Raw genomic sequence first — 21,268 nt, 5'->3', positions numbered from 1 at the left:
CTACCCGGCGCCCCAGGGGCCCTGCGATGCGCCGCGCGCGGTGTCGGCGTAGCCCTCGCGGGCCTCCCGGACGGCGCGACGGGCGTTGAACAGCATGATCAGCCCGGCGACGAGCGCCGCGACACCGAGTCCGAGGACCAGGCCGGACCACCAGTCCGGCGTTCCGAGGCTTCCGGTGGCCGCCGCCTCCGCCTCGGCGACACCGGGGCGTGTGCCGGCGCGGTCGACCCGGACGGAATTCGCGCCGCCGTCCTTGCTCTTGCGGTTCTTTCCGGCCGCGTCCTTGCCGTCCACGTCGTCCTCACCGAGGCGGCGCATCCCGCCACCGGAGCCGCTCGACTGCGATGCCTTCGACGCCTTCGGCGAGCTCGACGGCTTAGAGGACTTCGGGGACGCGGGGGACTTCGCCTGAGCCGGCGACTTGTCTGCCTCGGTGACTGAGCCCTTGGGCGCGGACTTCGCCTGCGGCTCCGACCTGGAACCGGTCTTGGCCCCGGAGCTCGACCCGCCGGCCGAGGCGGAACCACCGCCGGACGCGGGCTTTCCACCGGATGCCGGTTTCCCGGTCACCTTTCCGGATCCATTCGCGGATGTCGGGGCAGCGGTCTCGCCCAACACCTTCCCCTTCCGGTTCGTCGAGGTCGGCTCGGCGGCCTTCGACGTCGGCCGGGTCTTGGTGGTCCCGTCCCGGCGCGCGTCGCCCGAGCCGGCGCCGAAGAACGACCCGACGGCCTTGACCAGTGCGTCGCCGAGCTTCTCGATCGCCTTGTTCAGACCGCTGAAGGCCTGATCCAGGCCGTCGGCGTCGTCCGGGGCATCGTCCTTGGCTGCCGCGACCGCCTCGTCACCGACCGCGAAGTGCACCTCGAGGCGCTCGTCGAGATTCTCGCCGGCGAACGTGCCGGTGAAGCTGAAGGTGACCGTGTATTCGCCGGGCTCGGTGAAGACGAATGCCTGGTGGTCGTGTGCGTTGGGACCGTACGTGACACTCGAGTTCTTGTCGTCCGAGTCGAGCTCCACAGTGCTCTTGCCGAAGAGACTCGAGTGCGTGGTGACCATGCGGCCGGGGCCGGTGAACTCCGCGATGCGCACGGTCACCGGGTCGGACTCGCTGACGGCGTTGCCGGCGTCGGTCGTCGAGAAGCCGACCCAGGGCAGGTTGGGGTCCAGGACGTCCGGCAGGACCCAGGCTTTTCCGTCGATGCCCGGGATCTTGCCTCCGACATCTTTACGGGCGGTGTCCGGGACCAGGAAGGTGAAGGTGCCGGAGCCTCGGCGCTGCTCGTTGGTCACGTCCTCCTGGTCCTTGAGATAGACGGAGGGCCTGCCGCCCTCCGCGCCGAGCGCGAGGTCCATGTGCCCGGAGCTGATGGGGTGGCGCCAGCCGGCGGTCGCGTCACCGCTTCCCGGGTCACTCGGGCTCGGTTCCGTGGAGCCCGACTCCCCCGGCTTCTCCGGCTTGGTGGGCTCGCCGGTCTCCTCCGGTTTCTCGGCGCGCTCGGCTCCTCACTCTTGCCCGGTGCGCCGGTCTCCCCCGGCGTCCCGTTGTCGGACGGATCGGTCGACTCGGGTTCGACCGGCTCGGTGATCTCGTTGAGGTCCGTGGTGGTGCCCTCGGGCAGGCCGACCTGCTCGTCAGAGCCGACCAGCCACGTCTGGGTGACCTCCTCGGAGACCCCCTCGGTGCCGTCGGTGTGCCTGCCGCGCACCTTCCAGGTGAAGCTGTAGATGCCGGGTTTACTGAACGTCCAGTTGTAGTGGCCGTGCGAGCCGACCGGCGCGGTGAAGCTCTTCGCTCCCTCGGGCGCGCCGAACATCCGCTCCATCTCCGCGTCACCGAAGCGGCCGAAGAAGTTGTGCACCTGACCGCCCTCCGGCCCGGAGAAGTCGGTCAGCTCGAAGGTGACCTCGCCGTTCTCGAAGTCGGTGGGCACCTCGTACTCGTGAGCCGGGTCGAAGGCGCCGATGCCCGCCCACAGCGGGCGGAAGTTCTGCAGGAACGGCATCCGCTGCGGGCCGATCCAGAGCACGTCGCCGGGCCGGCCCAGGAATCTCAGCGCCGGGTTGTCGGGCAGGCGAAAGCGCGAGACCTCCGTGTCCGAGGTGTCCGCGTCGGGTGCCAGGCGCAGGCAGGATTCCTCGGCGGGCTCGACCTGCTGGCCGTTGACCACGGCCATCGTCAGTTTCCCGCCCTCGTCGCGCGGGTCAGCGGGCGCCTCCGTGGCATCGCCGACGAGCCAGGTGTAGGTCGCCGACTCCGAGGAGACGTCGCCCACGGTGGCCCGCACGGTCATCCGGTAGACGCCGGGCTCGGTGAAGACCCAGTTGGCGTGGGTGTGCGACGGGAAGCCCTGATGGATCACCGAGCCGCTCTCCAGGAGCGTCGACTCGGCGACGGGCCTGACCCCACCGAAGTCCTTCGTCTGGAAGAGGTGCACCTCGCCGGGGCCGTCGATCTCCTCGAACTCGATGTCGACCGCCTCGAAGCCGCCGGCGGCCACACCCAGCGTGTCCCAGCCGGGCCAGAGCGTGTTCTTCTTGGGGTCCGGAGTCTGCGGCAGGAAGTACGCCGGCTCGCCGATCTCCGGCACGTCGGCGACCTCCTCGCTGTAGACCTCGTCCTTCACCCGCAGGAGCACATCGGTCGGGTCGTGGGTGACGTGCGAGCCGGTGACGTCCTCCTTGAGGTTCAGGTGGAGCCCGCCGCCTTCGGCGGTGACGTTGAAGGCGTCCACGTGCCCCTCGGCGAGTTCGACGCGCTCCTGGGCCACCGGAGCGACTGGCGTCACCGGGGCGCCCGCACCCCCGCCCCCGAGGCGCGCCCCGGCGGTCCAGGTCCAGCCGGCGCAGGCGACCATCGCGAAGAGGACCGCCGCAGCCACGAACGCGGGGAGAGAGCGGACTCGGAGCATGGGACTGCCTTTCCGTGCGAGGATGGACGGCTCGTTGACAGTCCGAAGGTAGTCTATTGACACCTGTTTTCATTATTGAAAACCCACCGGTAATCCCCGAACGGGTGAAAACAATTTTCAATACAGTCCCAGAACCGACCCCGGCCCCGACAAAATGTGCACCAGGTTTCCGCGCCGCCCGCGTTTCCCCAGGAGAATTTCTCCCCTTCCTCAACTTGGTCCACATTTTGTCGAGCCGGCCGACCCCACCCCGCTCCCCCGCTTACCGCCCACCCCCCCCCAGGCACACGAAAAACCCGCACCCGCCGCGCAATGCGGCGGGTGCGGGTAAAGCGCTCGGTCGGACACTAGGCCGACGCACGCGACGTCGGTAATTGAGCCCTACCGGCCCTGAAGTGGACTACTTCAGGGTGACGGTGGCGCCAGCCTCCTCAAGCTTGGTCTTGGCGGCCTCGGCGTCCTCCTTGTTGGCGCCCTCGAGGACGGCCTTCGGGGCGGCCTCGACGAGGTCCTTGGCGTCCTTCAGACCCAGGCCGGAGACGATCTCGCGGACAGCCTTGATCACGCCGATCTTCTTGGCGCCGGCATCCTCGAGCACGACGTCGAACTCGTCCTTCTCCTCGGCGGGGGCGCCGGCCTCGGCACCCGGGGCGGCGGCGACGGCGGCGACCGGCGCGGCGGCGGAGACCTCGAAGACCTCCTCGAACTCCTTGACGAACTCAGAGAGCTCGATGAGGGTCATTTCCTTGAAGGCCTCGATGAGCTCGTCCTTGGAAAGCTTAGCCATGGCGGGCTTCCTTTCTGTGTTGTTGCCCTCGGCGACCGGTGGCGCGGTGGCCGGTTCGGTAGCGGCGGCCGGGGGCGGAAGGTGTGTGGGGTTGTGAAAAGTGGGTTAGGCGTCCTGCTTGTCGCGGAGCGCACCAGCCAGGCGTGCGACCTGACCGGCGGGCTCGTTGAACAGGCGGGCGGCCTTGGCCAAGTTGCCCTTCATGGCACCGGCCAGCTTCGCCAGCGTGGTCTCGCGGTTGTCGAGGTCCGCGATGGCCTTCACCTGGTCGGGGGTCAGCGGGTTGCCATCCATGTAGCCACCCTTGACGATGAGCGCTTCGTTCGCCTCGGCGAACTTCTTCAGCGCCTTGGCGGCGTCGACGGCCTCACCCTTGATGAAGGCGATGGCGGTCGGGCCGTTGAGGTACTCGTCAAGACCCTCGACACCGGCGTCCTTGGCGGCCAGCTTGAGAAGGGTGTTCTTGGCGACGGAGTACTGGACGTCCGGGCCCAGCGAGCGACGCAGCTCGGTGGTCTGGGCGACGGTCAGCCCGCGGTACTCGGTGAGCACCACGCTGTCGGCCTCCGCGAAACGGTTCTGCAGGGCCTTGAGATCGGCCTCGTTCTTCGGGTTCGCCATGTACTTCGCCTCCTTCCTCGTGAACGTATGCGGTTTGTCCGCCCGGGGTCCTTCCCAAAGGAAAAACCCCGTGCAGGGAGCACGGGGCCACAGGATGTGGGCTCCAAGTGTCTCCTGCGTGGGCCGTCCCGGTCTCCCGGGAACCTTCGACCCGGTTGCCCGGGTGACCGACGGTCTTAGGTGAAACTTGAGCTCGGCGATTTCCGACGCCCGCGCGGGGCGACGCCGCCGTTCAAACTTCGGGTGTGAAGCGTACCCGGCGTTTGCCCCGCGACCAAATCGCGGTGCGGGACGGGGAGTGTGCGGGGTCGTTCCCCTGCCTCGGCGGATCGCCTTATGACCCCGCGCCGGGGCGGCCGGGGCGCTGCGGCGGTAGCTTGGCTGGCATGCAGCGAAGTGGAGACGCCGGAGCCGACGCGCAGGCCGCGGCGAGTTTCCTGGGCACCTGGATCCGCTCGTTCATCCACCCCGACCGCAGCCCGCGCGGCGTCAACCGCTGGGACGAGCCGCTCGAGGGGCGCGTGCCGGTGGTGCTCATCCACGGCACCTGGATGAACTCCTACAACACCTGGGAGATGCTCGCCCCGCGGCTGGCGGCGGCCGGCCACGCGGTCTTCTGCTTCGACTACGGCCGCGACACCTCGAGCCTGGCCGGGCGGCTGCCCGGGGTGCACGGCACCCGCGGCCTGCTCGACTCGCGCGCCGAGGTCGCGGCCTTCATCGACGAGGTGCTCGATCGCACCGGGGCGCGGCAGGTCGACCTGGTCGCCCACTCGCAGGGCGTGGCGCAGGCGCGGATGTACCTGACGGACTCCGGCGGCGCGGACGCCGAGGACCCGGCCCGCAACCGGGTGCGCCGCGTGATCGGCCTGGGCGGGAGCAACCACGGCACCTACTCGTGGCTGCCCCGGATCCTGGGCCTCGGCCGGGCCGGCGTCGCCGACGCGGAGACCGTCGGCCCCGGCGCCGCGGACGTCGCCGGGCCCGGGGCTGAGCCCGGGCCCCATCCTCGGACCGGCGCCACCCGCACCCGGCGCGGCGAGCTCGGCACGCGGATCCTGCGCCTCATCGGCGGACAGGCCGCACTCGACCAGCTGGTCGGCTCGCCGGCGATGGCGCACCTCAACCGCTACGGCGACACCGTTCCCGGCGTCGAGTACACGATGCTGTGCACCCGCTACGACACCGTGGTGACCCCGTGGCGTACCCAGTTCCTCGAGGCCGGCCCCGGCGCGCGGGTGCGCAATGTGGTGGTCCAGCAGGGCGCGCTGGCCGACTTCAGCGACCACCTGGCCATGCTCTACTCCCCGCACGTCATCGACCTGGTCCTCGAGGCGCTCTCCGATGACGCCGAGGACTACCGGGCCGCCCATCCCGCCGCGGCCGGCACCGTCCTGCCCTTCTTCGGGGCACTCCCCCGCCGCCTGCCGCGGGTACGCCTCCCCCGCCACCTGCCGCGGGTACGCCTCCCCCGCCGCCTGCCGCGCGTGCGCCTCCCCCACCGCCTGCCGCAGGTCCGCCTCCCCCGCCGACGTAGAGCACGTCAGAGTGTGCGACGAGGGGATCGCACAAACTGACGGCCCGATTTTCGACACCCCGCTGACCTGCACCTTTTCACATAACGGTCGCGGGACCGTCAGAGTGTGCGCCCGCGGCGTCGCACAATCTGACGCTGAGCCAGCACGCCACCGAGCCAGCACGCCACCATCCCAGTGCCCCGCACCACCGAGCCGGCCCGCCACCACCCCAGTGCCCCGCACCACCGAGTCGGCCCACGACCGAGCCGGCCCGCCGCTGGCTGAGGCGGAGCCATCGGCCCAAGCCCACCACCGGCCCAGATCCACCACCGGCCCACGCCCACCACTGACCCAGGTCCACCAGACCCCGCCCCCACCCCAGAGACACACACCACACAGCCCGCTCTTGCCCCACACACAAGAGTTCTTTATATTGAACTTTAGTTTCCTTGGAACTGATTTTCAGTACGCTTTCAGTAGAAAGGCTACCGTGTCTCCCTCACTCACCAGCGGGAACAACCGCAACCGCCACTCCCGCAACCCCCTGCGTGCCCTGGCCGCCGTCCTCGGCGCCGCCGCGATCACGCTGACCGGCTGCGCCGGCGGCGACGCCACCTCCGACGGGGACTCCGACGCTCCCCTGTCCGTCTACGCCACCACCGGCTACCTCGCCGACGCCGTGGCCACGATCGACCCGACCGCGGAGATCACCACCATGGTCGGCCCCGGCGGCGACCCGCACACCTACCAGCCGTCCACCAAGGACATCGAGAAGCTGCGCGACTCCGACCTCGTCTTCTGGAACGGCCTGCACCTCGAGGCCCAGATGGACGACCAGCTGGCCTCCCTCGGTGACAAGCAGCTCGCCGTCGGCGACCAGCTGCCGAAGGACCTGCTGCTCGACTGGCCGGAGACCGACGACGAGGGCAACGCCCTGCACGACCCGCACGTCTGGAACAGCCCGGAGGCCTGGAGCCTGGTCGTCGACGAGGTCGCCGACAAGCTCGCCGAGACCGTCCCGGACCGCGCCGACGAGTTCCACGCCAACGCCGACAAGTACAAGGCCGACATCGACGCCGCCGTCCAACGCGCCCACGAGCGCCTCGACGACCTGCCCGAGCCGCGGGTGCTGATCACCGGCCACGACGCCTTCAACTACTTCGGCCGCACCTTCAACCTGGACATCCACGCCACCGACTTCGTCTCCACCGAGGCGAAGCTCTCCGCCGCCGAGATCTCCGATCTGGCCGACCTCATCGCCGAGAAGAAGGTCCCGGCCATCTTCCAGGACAACCAGGCGAACCCGCAGGCCATCACCTCGCTGAAGGAGGCCGTCCACGCCCGCGGCTGGGACGTGCGCGTCTCCGACCGCGAGCTGTTCGCGGACTCCCTGGGCGCCGACGCGGGCGTCGACACCTATCTGGGCGCGTTCAACCACAACGTCGACGCCGTCGCTGACGAGCTCGGGGCCGCCCGGTGATTGACGACGCCCGCGCACACGACGCAGCTGCATCCGTCACCGCCGCCGGACGCTCCGGCACATCCGCCTCCCCCACCGACCAGGTCTCGCCCGCGCCCGGCGAGCAGGCCTCGCCCACGCCCGGTACGGCCACCCCGGCCTGCCGGGCCGTCGGCCTGACCGTGGCCTACCGCGCGGAGCCGGTGCTCCGCGACGTCCACCTCGACGTCCCCGAGGGCGTGGTCATGGGGGTCGTCGGCCCCAACGGTGCGGGAAAGTCGACGCTGATCAAGGCGATGCTCGGCCTGGTCACCCCGCTGGCCGGCCACGCGGAGTTCTTCGGCGGCCGGCTCCGCGACAACCGGCTGCGGGTCGGCTACATGCCGCAGTCGGCGGGCGTGGACTGGGACTTCCCCGCCACCGTCCACGACGTGGTCACGATGGGCACCTTCGGCGCGCTCGGGCTGTTCCGCCGCCCGGGGCGGCGCCAGCGCGCCGCGGCCGACGACGCCCTCGAGCTGACCGGTATCACCGACCTGGCCGGCCGCCAGATCGGCGAGCTCTCCGGCGGCCAGCGCCAGCGGGTCTTCCTGGCCCGCGCGCTGGTCCAGGAGCCGGACCTGTACTTCATGGACGAGCCGTTCCAGGGAGTCGACGCCCGCAGCCAGGACGCGATCGTCGCGGTGCTGCACCGCCTGCGCGCGGCCGGCCGCACCGTCGTGATGGTCCACCACGACCTGGCCACGGTGCGTCGCTACTGCGACCACGTCACCCTGATCAACCGCGGCGTGGTCGCCTCGGGCCCGGCGGAGGAGTCCTTCACCGCCGCCAACATCCGCGCCACCTACGGCATCGACGACGACTCGGACTCGACGTTCCTGGAGGCGGTGCTGTGACCGTCACGCTCGCCGCGGGGCTGACCCCGCCGCCCGAATTCCTCGCCGACCACACCTTCCGCACGGTGCTGGTGGGCACGACGGTCATCGGCGTGGTCGCCGGCGCCCTGGGCACCTTCGCCTACCTGCGCCGCCAGTCGCTGCTCTCGGACGTGGTGTCCCACTCGGCGCTGCCGGGCACCCTGATCGCGTTCTTGGTCGCCGTGGGTCTGGGTCTCGACGGCCGCAACATGGCCCTGCTCATCCTGGGCGCGGTCGTCGTCGGCACGCTGGCGGTTTTCTGCACGGAGACGATCGTGCGCACCACCAAGCTCGCCGTCGACTCGGCCATGGCGGTCACCCTGACCTCGTTCTTCGGCCTGGGCATGCTGCTGATGCGGGTGATCTCGGACGCGCCGCTGCCCGGCAAGGGCGGCATCCAGGACTACCTGTTCGGCAACGCCTCGGTGATCACGCGCGCGGACCTGGCCGTCTCGCTGTCGGTTGGCGCGGTGGCGCTGCTCGTCGTGGTGCTGCTCTGGAAGGAGTTCGCGCTGCGGACCTTCGACCCGGCCCAGGCCGAGGTCACCGGACTACCCACCCGCGCGATCGACACCGCCCTGTTCGCCTGCATCGTGGTGGCCACGGTCATCGGGGTCAAGGCGGTCGGGCTGGTGCTCATGGTGGCCTTCGTGGTCACCCCGCCGGCCACGGCGCGGCAGTGGACCAACCGGCTGTCGACCACGGTGATCCTCGCCGGCGCGGTCGGCGGGCTGGGCAGCGCGGTGGGCAGCTACCTGTCCATCGCGCTGGGCGACGTGCCCACCGGCCCGCTGATCGTGCTGGTGCTCTTCGCCTTCTTCCTGGTGTCGCTGCTGTGCGCGCCGCACCGCGGCCTCATCGCCCGCGGGGTGGGCCGCGCCCGTGCCCGGCGTCGACTGCTCGCGGAGGTGGCGGCATGAGCTTCTTCCTCGGAACCGCCCTTCTCGCGGTGGTCACGGCCGTGGCCTGCGCGCTGCCCGGCGCCTTCGTCGTGCTGCGCAAGAACTCGATGCTCGTCGACGCCATCGGCCACTCGGTCTTCCCCGGCATCGTCGTCGGCTACTTCTTCACCCGCGACCTAGACTCCCCGCTGCTCATCCTGGGCGCGGCGCTGGCCGGCCTCATCGTGGTCCTGGGCAGCGAGTGGCTCGCGCGCACGGGGCTGCTCTCCGGCGACGCGCCGCAGGGCCTGGTCTTCCCGGCGCTGTTCTCCGCGGGCGTCATCCTGGTCACGCTGAACTTCGGCAACGTCCACCTGGACACCCACGCCGTCCTCGTCGGCGACCTCAACCTCGCCGCCTTCGAGCAGCTGACCGTCGGCGGGGTGCACCTGGGCCCGCGCTATCTCTACGTGATGCTGGCGGTGCTGCTTGTCGACGCCGCGTTCATCGTCGCGTTCCTGCCCCAGCTCACCGTGTCCACGTTCGACCCGCAGTTCGCGCGCACGATCGGCGTGCGTGCCGGCCTGCTGCAGGCGTCGTTCATGTTCCTGGTCTCGCTGACGGTCACCGCGGCGTTCAACGCCGCAGGCGCGATCCTGGTCGTGGCCCTCGTCGTCGTCCCGGCGGCGACGGCGCACCTGGTCACCCGCCGCCTGCCGGCGATGCTGGCGCTGACGGTGCTCATCGCCGCCGGCGGCGCGGTCGCCGGCTTCGGGGTGGCCTACCGGCTGGGTACGGCGACCTCGGCGTCGATGGCGGTCTTCTACGGCCTGCTCTTCGCCGGCGTCGCCGTCGTCGCCCGCCGCCGCGCCCGCGGGCGGGGCCGCAGGGGGCTGCCCGAGGAGCGCACGGGGGCGCTCCTGGAGGAGAAGGCCGTCCGGGCCTGACGGCCGGGCCGGTCGCCGGCTTTGGGGCGAGACACCGGCCGGGCCGGGGTCCCCGTCCGGGTGACCCCGGCCTCCCGGAATCCGCGGCGGAGGGGGCGCGCGCCACGTAGCGTGGGGCGCATGCAGATCTCAGCCGCCGACCTGACCGAACTGTGCCGCGCCGCCGCCCGCGCCCGCGGCGCCGACGAGCCGACCGCCGCCGTCCTCGCGCGCGCCGCCGTGCGCGCCGAGGCGCTGGGCAAGACCTCCCACGGGGTCAGCCACATCTTCGACTACTTCGACGGCATCGACAACGGCTCATTCATCGCCGACGCCGCGCCCGAGGTCACCCGGCGCGGCGCGATCACGCTCACCGACGCCCGCGGCAACACCGCCGCGGTCGCCTTCGACGCCGAGCTGGACAACTTCGTGCGCTGCGCGCACGAACACGGCGTGGCGGTCTTCGCCGCGCGCAACACCTTCACCGTCGGCGAGCTGGGCGTCTACGCCCACGACCTCGCCGAGCGCGGGCTCGTCGCCCTCGCGGCGGCCAACTGCCGCGCGCTGGCCGGCTGGGGGAAGGCCGAGGGCAAGGTGCTGGGCACCAACCCGCACGCCTTCGGGGTGCCGGCCGAGCCGCGGCCGGTGGTCATCGACCAGGCGATCAGCCAGATCGCCTACATGACCATCCGGGAGCGCGCCGCCCGCAGCGAGGAGATCCCCGAGGGCTGGGCGCTCGACGCTTCCGGCGAGCCGACGCGCTCGGCGCAGGAGGCCGTCGAGGGCGCGCTGCTGCCGGCCGGCTACAAGATGGGCAACATCGGCCTGATGGTCGAGTTCCTCTCCGGCATGGCCGGAGGCAACTGGTCGATGGACGCGCCGTCCTTCCGCGCCGGTGAGCGCCCGGACGTCGGCTTCTTCGTCGTCGCCTTCGACCCGCGGGCCTTCGAGTCGGGCACGGGCGCCGAGGCCTCCTGCGCGGCCGCCGGGGCGCGCGGCGGGCGGGCGAGCTTCGCCGAGCGCAGCCGCGACCTGGTCGCCCGCCTCGAGGAGCTGGCCGGTCCCCTGCCCGGGCGCCGGCACGCCCCGGCCGACCCGGTGGAGATCGACGACGCCCTGCACGCCCGCCTGCTCGAGGCCGCCGGGCGCGACTAGCCGGTTCCGTCCCCTCACGCCGGCGAACACCCTCCCGGATCGCCACGCGGGCACGGACCTGGTTGCACAACAGGTCACCCACCTGCACCCACGCGCGACGCCGGGCGGGCGCAGGCGGGGTGGGGCGGGACGTCGTCAAGCAATAGAGAGCGCCCCCGCCGCCGGAAACGGCGACGGGGGCGCTGAGCGGTGATCAGCTCACCGCACGAGAGGCGTTAGGCCTGCTCGGTGAAGTCCTTCTGGACGGAGGTGTCGACCGGGACACCCGGGCCCATGGTGGCGGACATCGTGATCTTCTTCATGTAGATGCCCTTGGAAGCGGAGGGCTTCAGGCGGTTGAGCTCGTCGATCAGCGCGCCGTAGTTCTCGGCCAGCTGCTCCGGGGTGAAGGAGGCCTTGCCGATGATGGCGTGCAGGTTCGAGGCCTTGTCGACGCGGAAGGTGATCTTGCCTCCCTTGATCTCCTTGACGGCCTTGGCCACGTCGGTGGTCACGGTGCCGGACTTCGGGTTCGGCATCAGGCCACGGGGGCCCAGGACGCGGGCCACGCGGCCGACGCGGGCCATCTGGTCCGGGGTGGCGATCGCGGCGTCGAAGTCGGTCCAGCCGCCCTGGATGCGCTCGAGCAGCTCGTCGGTGCCCACGACGTCGGCACCGGCCTCCTCGGCGGCGGTGGCGTTGGGGCCCTCGGCGAAGACGACGACGCGGACGGTCTTACCGGTGCCGTTCGGCAGGGAGACGGTGCCGCGGACCAGCTGGTCGGCCTTGCGCGGGTCCACGCCCAGGCGCACGGCGACGTCGACGGTGGCGTCGAACTTGCCGGTGGCGGTCTCCTTGACCAGCTTGGCGGCCTCGAGCGGGTGGTAGAAACGGTTGCGGTCGACCTTCTCGGCCGCGGCCTGGTAGGCCTTGGAACGCTTGCTCATGGTTGAAAATCCTCTTTCGGATCGTGTGGTCGAATGTGGGCCCTGAGCAGGCCCTGCCACGTGGGTGTGCTTACTCCTGGACGGTGATGCCCATGGAGCGGGCGGTGCCGGCGATGATCTTCGCGGCGGCGTCGATGTCGTTGGCGTTGAGATCCGGCTTCTTCTGGGTCGCGATCTCCTTGACCTGCTCCATGGTCACGGAGCCGACCTTCTGGGTGTGCGGGACGCCCGAGCCCTTCTGCAGGCCGGCGGCCTTGAGCAGGAGCTTGGCGGCCGGCGGGGTCTTCAGCTTGAAGGTGAAGGAGCGGTCCTCGTAGACCGTGATCTCGACCGGCACGACGTTGCCGCGCTGGTTCTCGGTCGCGGCGTTGTACGCCTTGCAGAACTCCATGATGTTGACACCGTGGGCACCGAGCGCCGGGCCGACCGGCGGAGCCGGGTTGGCGGCGCCGGCCTCGATCTGCAGCTTGATGAAGCCAGTGACCTTCTTGGCCATCGAAAATCCTCTTTCCTGGTTACCGGGCCGGGCGCGGTTCGATGGTCCGCACCCCACCCGTCCGGATGCCGGGGTGACGCGTACCCGTCCGGCACCGCGGGCGCCGGTCCGGGTGGCGCATGTTCCGGCCACCGGGGAGATGAATAAAGTTCTGGTCGCGCCCGTCGGTCCGGCCCCGTGCGGGGCGGCGACACGCGCGACCAGTCAGAGTACCGCAGGAGGGGGCGCTCCCCCAAACCGCGGCGGCTGCCGTGGGGCAGGTCGGCTACATGATCTTCTCGACCTGGTCCGCGGTGAGCTCCACCGGGGTCTCGCGGCCGAAGATGGAGACGAGGGCCTGCAGCTTGCCGGTCTCGTAGTCGATGTCGGAGATGGTGGCCGAGACACTGGCCAGCGCGCCGGTGAGGATGGTGACGGCCTCGCCGACCTCGAAGTCGATCTGCTGGACCGGCTTCTTCTCCGGCTCCGGCATGGCCACGACCTGCTCGCCGTCCTTGTCGACGGTCTTCTCGCCCTCGGAGGTCTCCTTGGGCATGAGGAACTTGGCCACCTCGCGGTGCTTGACCTTGGTGGCGTTGCCCTCGTTGCCGACGAAGCTGGTCACACCCGGGGTCTCGCGGACGACGGACCAGGCGCGGTCGTTCATGTCCATGCGCACGAGCACGTAGCCGGGCAGCAGCTTGCGCTTGATCTGCTTGCGCTTGCCGTCGCGCAGCTCGGTGACCTGCTCGATGGGCACGACGACCTCGTAGAGCGAGTCCTCGACCTCGAGGGTCTGGGCGCGCATGTCCAGGTTGGTCTTCACCTTGTTCTCGTAGCCCGAGTAGGTCTGGATGATGTACCAGTCGCCCGGCTGCTTCTTCAGCTCGCGGGTGAACTGGCGCAGGCGCTTGCGGTAGGCGGCCTCGGCGTCCTCCTCCTCGTCGGCACCCTCGGCCAGCTCCGCGGCGGCGGCCTCGGAGGGGGTCGGCTCGGCGGCGTCGCCCTCGCCGGCGGCAGCAGCGTCGGCGGCGGCGCCCGCAGCGGCGTCGGCGCCCTCAGCCTCGGCGCCCGCGGCGGTGGCACCCGCGGCACCCGCGGCCGCGTCGGCCTCGGTCGGGGTGGCCTCGGCCTGCTCGGCGGCGGCGTCGACCTCGGGGGTGCTCTCCTCCTGCGCGGTGGTGGCGGCCTCCATCATCGCCTCCTCCATCGCGGTGCGCGGGGCGTCGGCCGAGGGCTCCTGCGTGGGATCGACGGGGTTGACGGAATCAGAGTCGCTCATGTGGAACCACTTTCTTCGCTGCGGATCAGGGGTGGGGGTACAAAAATTTATCCCGCCCTCCCCCAGGTTAGCGGGGGCGGCGGGAGAAGTTGACGGGCTCGATCCTACTTCGAGGTCAGCGCCCACTCAACTCCGGCACCGGCGAGGAAGTCCACGCCCGCGACCAGCACGGTCAGCACGATCAGGAAGGCGAAGACGACCAGCGTGTAGGTGATCATCTGCTGCGCGGTCGGCCAGATGACCTTGCGCATCTCGGTGACGACCTCGGGCAGGTAGCTGGCCACGCCGCCGCCGGGGCCGTCCTGCTCCGGGCTCGGCTCGGCGCGCTTGGCCACGTAGGAGTCGCCGGTGACGGGGCCGGCGCCGGTCAGCTGACGCTTGCCGGTGGGGCGCGCCGGCTGAGCCGGCTTCTGGTTCTCGCGGTCCTCGCTCAAGGCTCTCCTCCTGGACAGGACTCGGTGGACGGATCCAACCAACTATAACAAAGGCGACGGCGCCGGCCGCGGGCCAACTTATGGGCCTCACGGTCGGCGCCGTCTCACCTGGCAGGGGCGACAGGACTCGAACCTGCAACCTACGGTTTTGGAGACCGTTGCGCTACCAATTGCGCCACGCCCCTATGGCGTGTGCCGTCGCCACGCGGCGACCTGCAACACACTAGCAGAACCGCCCGGCACGAACCTAACCGGCCCCCGACCCGCACATAGGCGCCCACGTCGGGCGGCGCGGCGTCGGCGAGCGAAAACGGCGAAACGGGCCGACCGGAACTTCCCGGCCGACCCGTTCATCTCGTAGCGATGGCGGGAATTGAACCCGCGACACAGCGATTATGAGTCGCTTGCTCTACCACTGAGCTACACCGCCGCGACGGCGCTGCCCGTTCCCGCACTCACGCGTTGTTCGAACGGGAGACAAGCAACAGAGCCCCCTGACAGAATCGAACTGTCGACCTTTTCCTTACCATGGAAACGCTCTGCCGACTGAGCTAAGGGGGCACGGCTTCGTGCTTCGGCCTTGGCCGCTGCGTTGAAGCCTGGACCAGGTTAACCCGCGGCGCGCAAGATACACAAATCAGCACCTCAACCGACATTTTGACGCCTCCTGAACCGTCGATTGCCGACGCCCCGTCGCACGCCGCGAGCGGTTCCGTGCGCCGCAGTGCGTGGGGCGCGCCCTGCGGGCGCGGGCGCCGTGCTGGCGCCGTGCAGCCCCTTGCGGGCCACGCGCACGGGTGCGACTCGGGCGCCGATGCGGGCCGCGGGGCCCGTGGGTGGGACAATGGACGCATGTTGAACGAGCGGGACGCACAGGCGGTCGACGCGGCGAAGCTGTACTACGCCGGCGGCCTGAGCCAGGCGCAGGTGGCGGAGCGCCTCGGCGTCTCGCGACCCACCGTGTCCAAGCTGCTCAGCCGGGCCCACGAGCGCGGCTTCGTCACCATCACGCTGCACGACCCGCGCGAGCGCGGCGACGAGCTGGTCCAGCGGCTGCGCGAGCGCTTCGGGCTCGTCGACGCCCGCGTGGTGCGCCCGCCGGCCGGGGCGCCGCTGCTCAACGAGCTCGGCGGGGCCGGGGCGGGGCTCATCGAGAAGCTCGTCACCGACGACACGACGCTGGGCGTCTCGTGGGGGACGACGATGGCGGCCGTCGCCGAGCACCTGCGCCCACAGAACCGCGTCGGGGTCAAGGTGGTCCAGCTCAAGGGCGGCCACTCGCACTCGGAGCGCTCGACGAAGGACATGGCGACCCTCGCCGGCTTCGCGCGCGCCTTCCGGGCCGAGACGTTCATGCTGCCGCTGCCGGTCATCTTCGACTCGGTCGAGGCCAAGGAGTGGGTCGTGCGCGACCGGCACATCGCCCACATGCTCGAGCTGGGCGCGAACGTCGACGTCGCTGTGTTCACCGCGGGCTCGGCGGACCCGGAGTCGCTGGTACTCAACCTCGGCTACCTGTCCGAGGAGGAGACCGCGGAGCTGTCCGCGCACGCCGTCGGCGACGTCTGCTCGCGGTTCTTCACCGCCGACGGCTCGCCGGCCGCCCCCGAGGTCGACGCCCGCACCGTGGGCATCACGCTCTCCGACCTGGCGAAGCGGCCCACCCGCGTGCTCGTCGCCGGCGGCGCGCGCAAGGCGGCGGCGATCCGCACCGCGCTGGACATGGGCCTGGCCACGCACCTGGTCATCGACCACGACACGGCCTCGCGCATCCTCGACGAGCCCGGCGACTGAGGCGCGCGGCCGCGGCACCGTCCCGCTGAACCTAGCCGCCACCGGACCCACCGGCCACGAGCCTTTCGACGCCACCGCCGCCCACACTTCCGCGGCGCACGCACTTCCCCGCCGCCCGCACTTCTCCGGCGCGCACACTTCCCCGGCGCGCGGCGCCCTTCACCCGGACCCCGCCTGACGCCGTTCGGCGCACCAGGAACCGCCGACGGCCCGAAACCCACCACCGGGAGTGCATAATCTCACACCAAAAGGCCGAACATTTGCAAATTTGCTCGTTGACATCTGTTCGCACGGGGGCTTACGCTGGGACCCGGCAACACCGCCACCGCCAGACAGGAGGGTCAGACAATGACCACCAGCACCCCCCACATCAACCCGCAGGGCGTCGAGATCGCCGAGACGGTCCTGCTGCCCGGCGACCCGCTGCGGGCGAAGTTCATCGCCGAGACCTACCTGGACAACCCGCGTCAGTTCAACGCCGTGCGCAACATGCTCGGCTACACCGGAACGTACAACGGAACGCCGGTCTCCGTGATGGGTTCCGGCATGGGGATCCCCTCGATCGGCATCTACTCCTGGGAGCTGATCCACCGCTTCGGCGTCCGCAAGGTCATCCGCGTCGGCTCCATCGGCGCCATGCAGGAGGACATCGACCTCTACGACGTCATCGTCGCCTCGTCGGCCTCGACCGACTCGAACTTCCTGAAGCAGTACAACCTGCCGGGCACCTACGCCCCCACCGCCTCCTGGAAGCTGCTCAAGGCAGTCACCGACCTCGCCGAGGAGCGCGAGGTGCCCCTGCACGTGGGCAACATCCTCAGCTCCGACGTCTTCTACAACTTCGACGAGACCGTCAACTCCCGGTGGGCGCACATGGGCGTGCTCGGCGTCGAGATGGAGTCCGCCGCGCTCTACGCCATCGCCGCCGAGGCCGGCGTCGACGCGCTCGGCGTGTTCACCGTCTCCGACAACCTGGTCACCGGCGGCGCCACCACCGCGGAGGAGCGCCAGACCGCGTTCACCCAGATGATGGAGCTCGCGCTCCCGCTGGCGGAGGTCTAGGGCCGTGAACAAGACACAGACCGCCAAGCAGGGCGAGAAGAACGCCGCCGCGCTCAACCCGAAGCGCGCCGTCCCGATCCTCCTGTTCACCTTCGTCTTCTGCCTCGTCATCGACAACGCCTTCAAGACGATGACGATGCCGATCGCCGAGGGCCTGGGCATCGACGACAACACCGCCTCCCTGCAGGCCTCCCTGGCCGGCGTGATCATCGGCATCGGCGCGGTGGTCTACGCCGCGCTCGCCGACTCGATCTCGATCCGCAAGCTGATGCTCGCCGGTGTCGGCCTGATCGTGGTCGGCTCCGCGATCGGCTGGATCTTCTCCGGCTCCTGGGCGATGGTGCTCACCGGCCGCCTGGTCCAGACCACGGGCCTGGCCGCCGCCGAGACCCTCTACGTCATCTACGTGACCAAGCACCTCAGCGAGGCGGACCAGAAGACCTACCTGGGCTTCTCCACCGCCGCCTTCCAGGCCGGCCTCCTCATCGGCGCGCTGACCAGTGGGTTCGTGTCCACGCACATCTCGTGGACCGCGATGTTCCTCATCCCGCTGATCCTCATCCTCGCCGTCCCGGCCATCTACAAAATGGTCCCCGAGGACGAGGCCGTCGAGGGCCACCTCGACGCCGTGGGGCTCGTGCTCATCGCCGTGTTCGCCACCTCGCTGACGATGTTCATGCAGGCGTTCAACTTCCTGTGGCTCATCCCGGCCGTCCTGGGTGTCGCCGGCTTCGCCTGGCACATCCAGCGCGCCCAGCACCCCGTGGTCAAGCCGGAGTTCTTCAGCAACGGCCGCTACGTCTGGACCCTGGTGATGGTCTTCCTGGTCTACTCCACGCAGCTCGGCTTCATCTTCCTGCTGCCGTACGCCGCGCAGGACCTGCACGGCATGTCCATCGACCGCGCCAGCCTGCTGATGGTGCCCGGCTACATCTGCGCGATCCTCGTCGGCGTCTTCTCGGGCCGCATCGGCAAGGTGCTGACGAGCCGGACGACCATCTACATCGCCTTCGGCATGATCGTCGGCGCCCTGGTCCTGTGCGCCCTGTTCATGAACCTGCACGTCGCGGTGCTCATCGTCGCGATCATCGCCTTCGCCTCCGGCTTCGCGCTCTTCTACGCGCCGCTGGTCAACACGGCCCTGAGCAACATCCCGGCGCAGAAGTCCGGCATCGCCATCGGCTTCTACAACCTGACGATCAACATCGCGGTCCCGCTGGGCATCGCCTACTCCGCCAAGCTCAACGACATCACGGACAACTATTCGGTGATCCTGTGGGTCCTCGCGGCCGTCGCCGCCGCCGGCAGCGCGATCTACGTGGTCGCCGACCTGGCCATGGCCCGCAGGGAGTAGGCCCCCGCCCGCGTCGCCTGAACCCCGCCCCGAGCCCGAACAACACCACCTCCAAGGAGAGAAAATGACTGACCCCAAGACCGTCGCGGACATGATCGACCACACCCTGCTCAAGCCGGAGTCCACCCCGGACGACGTCACCGAGCTGATCGCCGAGGCTGCGAAGCTGGGCACCTACTCCGTGTGCGTCTCCCCGTCGCAGCTGCCCGTCGAGACCCCCGAGGGCGTCCACGTCGCCACCGTCGTCGGATTCCCCTCCGGCGCCGTCAAGGCCGAGATCAAGGCCGCCGAGGCCGCCCGTGCCGTCGAGGACGGCGCAGAGGAGGTCGACATGGTCATCAACATCGCCTTCGCGCTGACCGGCCGCTTCGACGAGCTCGAGTCCGAGATCCGCACCGTGCGCGAGGCGATCCCCGGCGTCGTGCTCAAGGTGATCCTTGAGACTGCAGTGCTTGACGACGCCGCGGTGGTCACCGCCTGCCGCGCCGCCGAGGCGGCGGGCGCCGACTTCGTGAAGACCTCCACCGGTTTCCACCCCGCCGGCGGCGCGAGCGTGCACGCGGTGAAGCTGATGGCCGACACCGTGGGCGGGCGCCTGGGTGTGAAGGCCTCCGGCGGGATCCGCACCGGCGCCGACGCGCTGGCGATGATCGAGGCGGGCGCGACCCGGCTGGGCCTGTCCTCCTCGGCGAAGGTGCTGGCCGACATCGAGAACGAGGCGAAGTAGCCGTGGGCACCGATTCTGAACTGACGACGCCGGCCGCGGGCGACGAGGCGCTCCTCGCGCACGCCCGCCGGTGGGCCGAGCACGACCCGGACCCGGCCACCGCCGCCGAGGTGCGCGGCTGGATCGACTCCGGTGACACCGAGGCGCTGGCGGCGGCCTTCGCCGGGCCGCTGGCCTTCGGCACCGCCGGGCTGCGCGCCGCGGTCGGCGCCGGGGAGTCCCGGATGAACCGCGCCGTGGTCATCCGCACCACCTACGGTCTCATGCGCTGGCTGCGCCGCACGGTCGCGGACCCGGTCGTGGTCGTCGGCTGCGACGCCCGCCACGGCTCGGCGCAGTTCCAGAAGGACGTCGCGAAGGTCGTGGCGGCGGGCGGCGGCACGGCGCTGGTGCTGCCGGCGGAGAACCCGACGCCGCTGACCGCGTTCACGGTGCGCCACGCAGGTGCCGACGCCGGCGTGATGGTCACCGCCTCGCACAACCCGCCGGCCGACAACGGCTACAAGGTCTACCTGGGCGGGCGCGTGGTCACCGGCGACGGCCAGGGCTCGCAGCTGATCTCGCTGGCTGACAAGGAGATCGCCGGGGAGATCGCGGCCGCCCCCGCGGCCGACGAGATCCTCGCCGCCGCCTCCGACGGCCGTTCCGCGGACGGTGACCACTCCGCGCACGCCGCCGGTGAGACCACCCGCGCCAACGCCGCCGGTGAGATCCGTGACGTGGACACCCGCGCCGAGTACATCGGCCGCGCACTCCAGCTGACCGGCCCGGTCACCGACCTGACGATCGCGCTGACCGCCATGCACGGCGTGGGCGCGGCCATCGGCGAGGAGCTGCTCAACCGCGCCGGGTTCACCGTCTCGCTGGTGCCCGAGCAGGCCGAGCCGGACCCGGACTTCCCCACCGTGGAGTTCCCCAACCCGGAGGAGCCCGGTGCGCTGGACCTGGGCAAGACCCACGCGGAGAAGATCGGCGCGGACGTGCTCATCGCCTACGACCCGGACGCCGACCGCTGCGCCGTCGCTGTGCCCGGCGACTCCGGCTGGCGCCAGCTGACCGGTGACGAGACCGGCGCCCTGCTGGGCGACTACCTCGCTCGCCGCGCCGCGGCCGGCGCCGAGAACGACGCCGCGGACGCGAAGGGCACCTTCGCCAACTCGATCGTCTCCTCGCGCCTACTCGGGCGCATCGCGGAGCACTACGGCTACGGCCACGAGGAGACCCTGACGGGCTTCAAGTGGATCTCGCGGGTGCCGGGACTGGTCTTCGGCTACGAGGAGGCCATCGGCTTCTGCCCGGACCCGGACGCCGTGCACGACAAGGACGGCATCTCTACCTCGGTGGTGCTGGCCAGCCTGGCCGCGGAGCTGAAGGCCGAGGGCAAGACGCTGGTGGACCGGCTCGCGGAGATCCACGCGATGGTCGGCCCGCTGACCACCCGCCCGCTGACCTTCCGCGTGGCGGACACCTCGCTGATCGGCAAGGCGATGGAGAAGGTCGCCACCGAGCCGCCGACGCAGTTCGCCGGCTCCCCGGTCGCGGAGACGAAGGAGTTCTCGCAGGGCTTCATCTTCTTCACCGAGGCCGACGACCGCGTCGTGGTCCGCCCCTCGGGCACGGAGCCGAAACTGAAGTGCTACCTCGAGTCGCCCGACCCGGAGCGCCTGGCGCCGATCTCGGAGGGCCTGCGCGCCTACTTCGGCCTCTGACGAGCCCGGGCCGCGCAGGCGCCGGCTCGTGGCCGCCTGCGGCCCCCGGCTCCGCTGGCCCCGGGCGGCGCCCCGACCACCCGACGCAGAAATAACCCCGCCGCACCTCTCGGTGCGACGGGGTTTTCGTGGTGCCGGGTAGAAGATTCGAACTTCTGAAGGCAATGCCGGCGGATTTACAGTCCGCTCCCTTTGGCCGCTCGGGCAACCCGGCAGACGTCACGTACTGGAACCGTGGACCGGCTCCGTGGCGCGGGTTCATACTCTACTACGACGGCCCGGCCGCACACCAAATCATTGCGCTCAACTGCACAGATAAGGCACGCCCGC

The 21,268-nt window shown here is 70.5% G+C and carries 19 protein-coding genes and 4 tRNA genes; 11 read left to right on the top strand and 12 right to left on the bottom strand.

Going from position 1 to position 21,268, the window contains the following annotated elements; translation table 11 throughout:
- The 4 genes from QP119_RS05540 to rplJ all read right to left on the bottom strand — a co-directional run bounded on the left by QP119_RS05540 (position 1) and on the right by rplJ (position 4,320).
- Entirely contained in the window at positions 1-1,356 is a 1,356-nt protein-coding gene (locus QP119_RS05540; RefSeq protein WP_284774302.1) for a choice-of-anchor M domain-containing protein, read from the bottom strand.
- On the bottom strand, positions 1,290-2,882 hold the full coding sequence (locus QP119_RS05535) for a choice-of-anchor M domain-containing protein (protein ID WP_284774300.1): 1,593 nt from the start codon (positions 2,880-2,882) through the stop codon (positions 1,290-1,292). Before QP119_RS05535 ends, QP119_RS05540 begins: the two co-directional genes overlap by 67 nt.
- 430 nt (positions 2,883-3,312) lie before the next feature.
- Positions 3,313-3,699, bottom strand: coding sequence for a 50S ribosomal protein L7/L12 (rplL, locus tag QP119_RS05530; RefSeq protein ID WP_284774298.1), 387 nt, complete (start codon positions 3,697-3,699; stop codon positions 3,313-3,315).
- Between the two features lie 105 nt (positions 3,700-3,804).
- Positions 3,805-4,320: a 50S ribosomal protein L10 gene (rplJ, locus tag QP119_RS05525; protein WP_284774296.1), complete on the bottom strand. Its 516-nt coding sequence runs from the start codon at positions 4,318-4,320 to the stop codon at positions 3,805-3,807.
- A 386-nt stretch (positions 4,321-4,706) separates the two neighbouring features.
- Here rplJ and QP119_RS05520 point away from each other — a divergent pair, with 386 nt between their 5' ends.
- The 6 genes from QP119_RS05520 (at position 4,707) to QP119_RS05495 (ending at position 11,175) form a co-directional block, all read left to right on the top strand.
- Positions 4,707-5,897 (top strand): esterase/lipase family protein, encoded by a 1,191-nt coding sequence (locus tag QP119_RS05520; protein ID WP_284774294.1) that lies wholly within the window; start codon positions 4,707-4,709, stop codon positions 5,895-5,897.
- Between the two features lie 430 nt (positions 5,898-6,327).
- Positions 6,328-7,317, top strand: coding sequence for a metal ABC transporter substrate-binding protein (locus QP119_RS05515; protein WP_284774292.1), 990 nt, complete (start codon positions 6,328-6,330; stop codon positions 7,315-7,317).
- 155 nt (positions 7,318-7,472) lie between these two features.
- Positions 7,473-8,192, top strand: a complete 720-nt coding sequence (locus QP119_RS05510; RefSeq protein ID WP_423777764.1) for a metal ABC transporter ATP-binding protein — start codon at positions 7,473-7,475, stop codon at positions 8,190-8,192.
- Positions 8,189-9,133 (top strand): metal ABC transporter permease, encoded by a 945-nt coding sequence (locus tag QP119_RS05505; RefSeq protein WP_284774288.1) that lies wholly within the window; start codon positions 8,189-8,191, stop codon positions 9,131-9,133. The genes QP119_RS05510 and QP119_RS05505 overlap by 4 nt, the downstream gene beginning before the upstream one ends.
- The gene (locus QP119_RS05500; protein WP_284774286.1) at positions 9,130-10,041 is read left to right on the top strand and encodes a metal ABC transporter permease; all 912 of its coding nucleotides are present in this window, start codon (positions 9,130-9,132) and stop codon (positions 10,039-10,041) included. The genes QP119_RS05505 and QP119_RS05500 overlap by 4 nt, the downstream gene beginning before the upstream one ends.
- Before the next feature lie 120 nt (positions 10,042-10,161).
- Positions 10,162-11,175, top strand: coding sequence for an Ldh family oxidoreductase (locus QP119_RS05495; RefSeq protein ID WP_284774284.1), 1,014 nt, complete (start codon positions 10,162-10,164; stop codon positions 11,173-11,175).
- A 215-nt stretch (positions 11,176-11,390) separates the two neighbouring features.
- On the opposite strand, the gene rplA is transcribed toward QP119_RS05495, so the two are convergent.
- The 7 genes from rplA to QP119_RS05460 form a co-directional block, all read right to left on the bottom strand.
- The gene (gene rplA, locus QP119_RS05490; RefSeq protein ID WP_284774283.1) at positions 11,391-12,101 is read right to left on the bottom strand and encodes a 50S ribosomal protein L1; all 711 of its coding nucleotides are present in this window, start codon (positions 12,099-12,101) and stop codon (positions 11,391-11,393) included.
- A 70-nt stretch (positions 12,102-12,171) separates the two neighbouring features.
- Positions 12,172-12,597, bottom strand: coding sequence for a 50S ribosomal protein L11 (gene rplK / locus QP119_RS05485; protein WP_284774282.1), 426 nt, complete (start codon positions 12,595-12,597; stop codon positions 12,172-12,174).
- 265 nt (positions 12,598-12,862) lie between these two features.
- A complete protein-coding gene (nusG, locus tag QP119_RS05480) occupies positions 12,863-13,774 on the bottom strand; it encodes a transcription termination/antitermination protein NusG (RefSeq protein WP_423777763.1) in 912 nt (303 codons plus the stop codon).
- Between the two features lie 188 nt (positions 13,775-13,962).
- Complete coding sequence (secE, locus tag QP119_RS05475) at positions 13,963-14,292, bottom strand: preprotein translocase subunit SecE (RefSeq protein WP_284774278.1); 330 nt, start codon at positions 14,290-14,292, stop codon at positions 13,963-13,965.
- Positions 14,293-14,401: 109 nt separating this feature from the next.
- Positions 14,402-14,477, bottom strand: a tRNA-Trp gene (locus tag QP119_RS05470).
- A gap of 173 nt (positions 14,478-14,650) precedes the next feature.
- Positions 14,651-14,722, bottom strand: a tRNA-Met gene (locus QP119_RS05465).
- Between the two features lie 58 nt (positions 14,723-14,780).
- Positions 14,781-14,853 (bottom strand) — tRNA-Thr (locus QP119_RS05460).
- 291 nt (positions 14,854-15,144) lie between these two features.
- Between QP119_RS05460 and QP119_RS05455 the strand changes: the two genes are divergently transcribed.
- The 5 genes from QP119_RS05455 (at position 15,145) to QP119_RS05435 (ending at position 20,938) form a co-directional block, all read left to right on the top strand.
- Positions 15,145-16,086 carry a sugar-binding transcriptional regulator gene (locus QP119_RS05455; protein ID WP_284774277.1) on the top strand — a complete coding sequence of 314 codons (942 nt, stop codon included), beginning with the start codon at positions 15,145-15,147 and terminating at the stop codon, positions 16,084-16,086.
- Positions 16,087-16,434: 348 nt separating this feature from the next.
- The gene (gene deoD / locus QP119_RS05450) at positions 16,435-17,148 is read left to right on the top strand and encodes a purine-nucleoside phosphorylase (RefSeq protein ID WP_284774275.1); all 714 of its coding nucleotides are present in this window, start codon (positions 16,435-16,437) and stop codon (positions 17,146-17,148) included.
- Between the two features lie 4 nt (positions 17,149-17,152).
- Positions 17,153-18,502 (top strand): MFS transporter, encoded by a 1,350-nt coding sequence (locus tag QP119_RS05445; protein ID WP_284774272.1) that lies wholly within the window; start codon positions 17,153-17,155, stop codon positions 18,500-18,502.
- A gap of 64 nt (positions 18,503-18,566) precedes the next feature.
- Positions 18,567-19,229, top strand: coding sequence for a deoxyribose-phosphate aldolase (deoC, locus tag QP119_RS05440; RefSeq protein ID WP_284774270.1), 663 nt, complete (start codon positions 18,567-18,569; stop codon positions 19,227-19,229).
- A 2-nt stretch (positions 19,230-19,231) separates the two neighbouring features.
- Entirely contained in the window at positions 19,232-20,938 is a 1,707-nt protein-coding gene (locus QP119_RS05435; protein WP_284774267.1) for a phospho-sugar mutase, read from the top strand.
- A 129-nt stretch (positions 20,939-21,067) separates the two neighbouring features.
- Here the strand turns inward: QP119_RS05435 and QP119_RS05430 are convergent.
- Positions 21,068-21,152: transfer RNA gene (locus tag QP119_RS05430), tRNA-Tyr, on the bottom strand.
- Between the last annotated feature and the right edge of the window lie 116 nt (positions 21,153-21,268).

Origin of the sequence: Corynebacterium frankenforstense, assembly GCF_030211955.1 — a bacterium.
Lineage (GTDB): Bacteria > Actinomycetota > Actinomycetes > Mycobacteriales > Mycobacteriaceae > Corynebacterium > Corynebacterium frankenforstense_A.
Note: the sequence above shows the minus strand (reverse complement) of the source record. Positions and strands in the feature narration are given on the sequence as shown.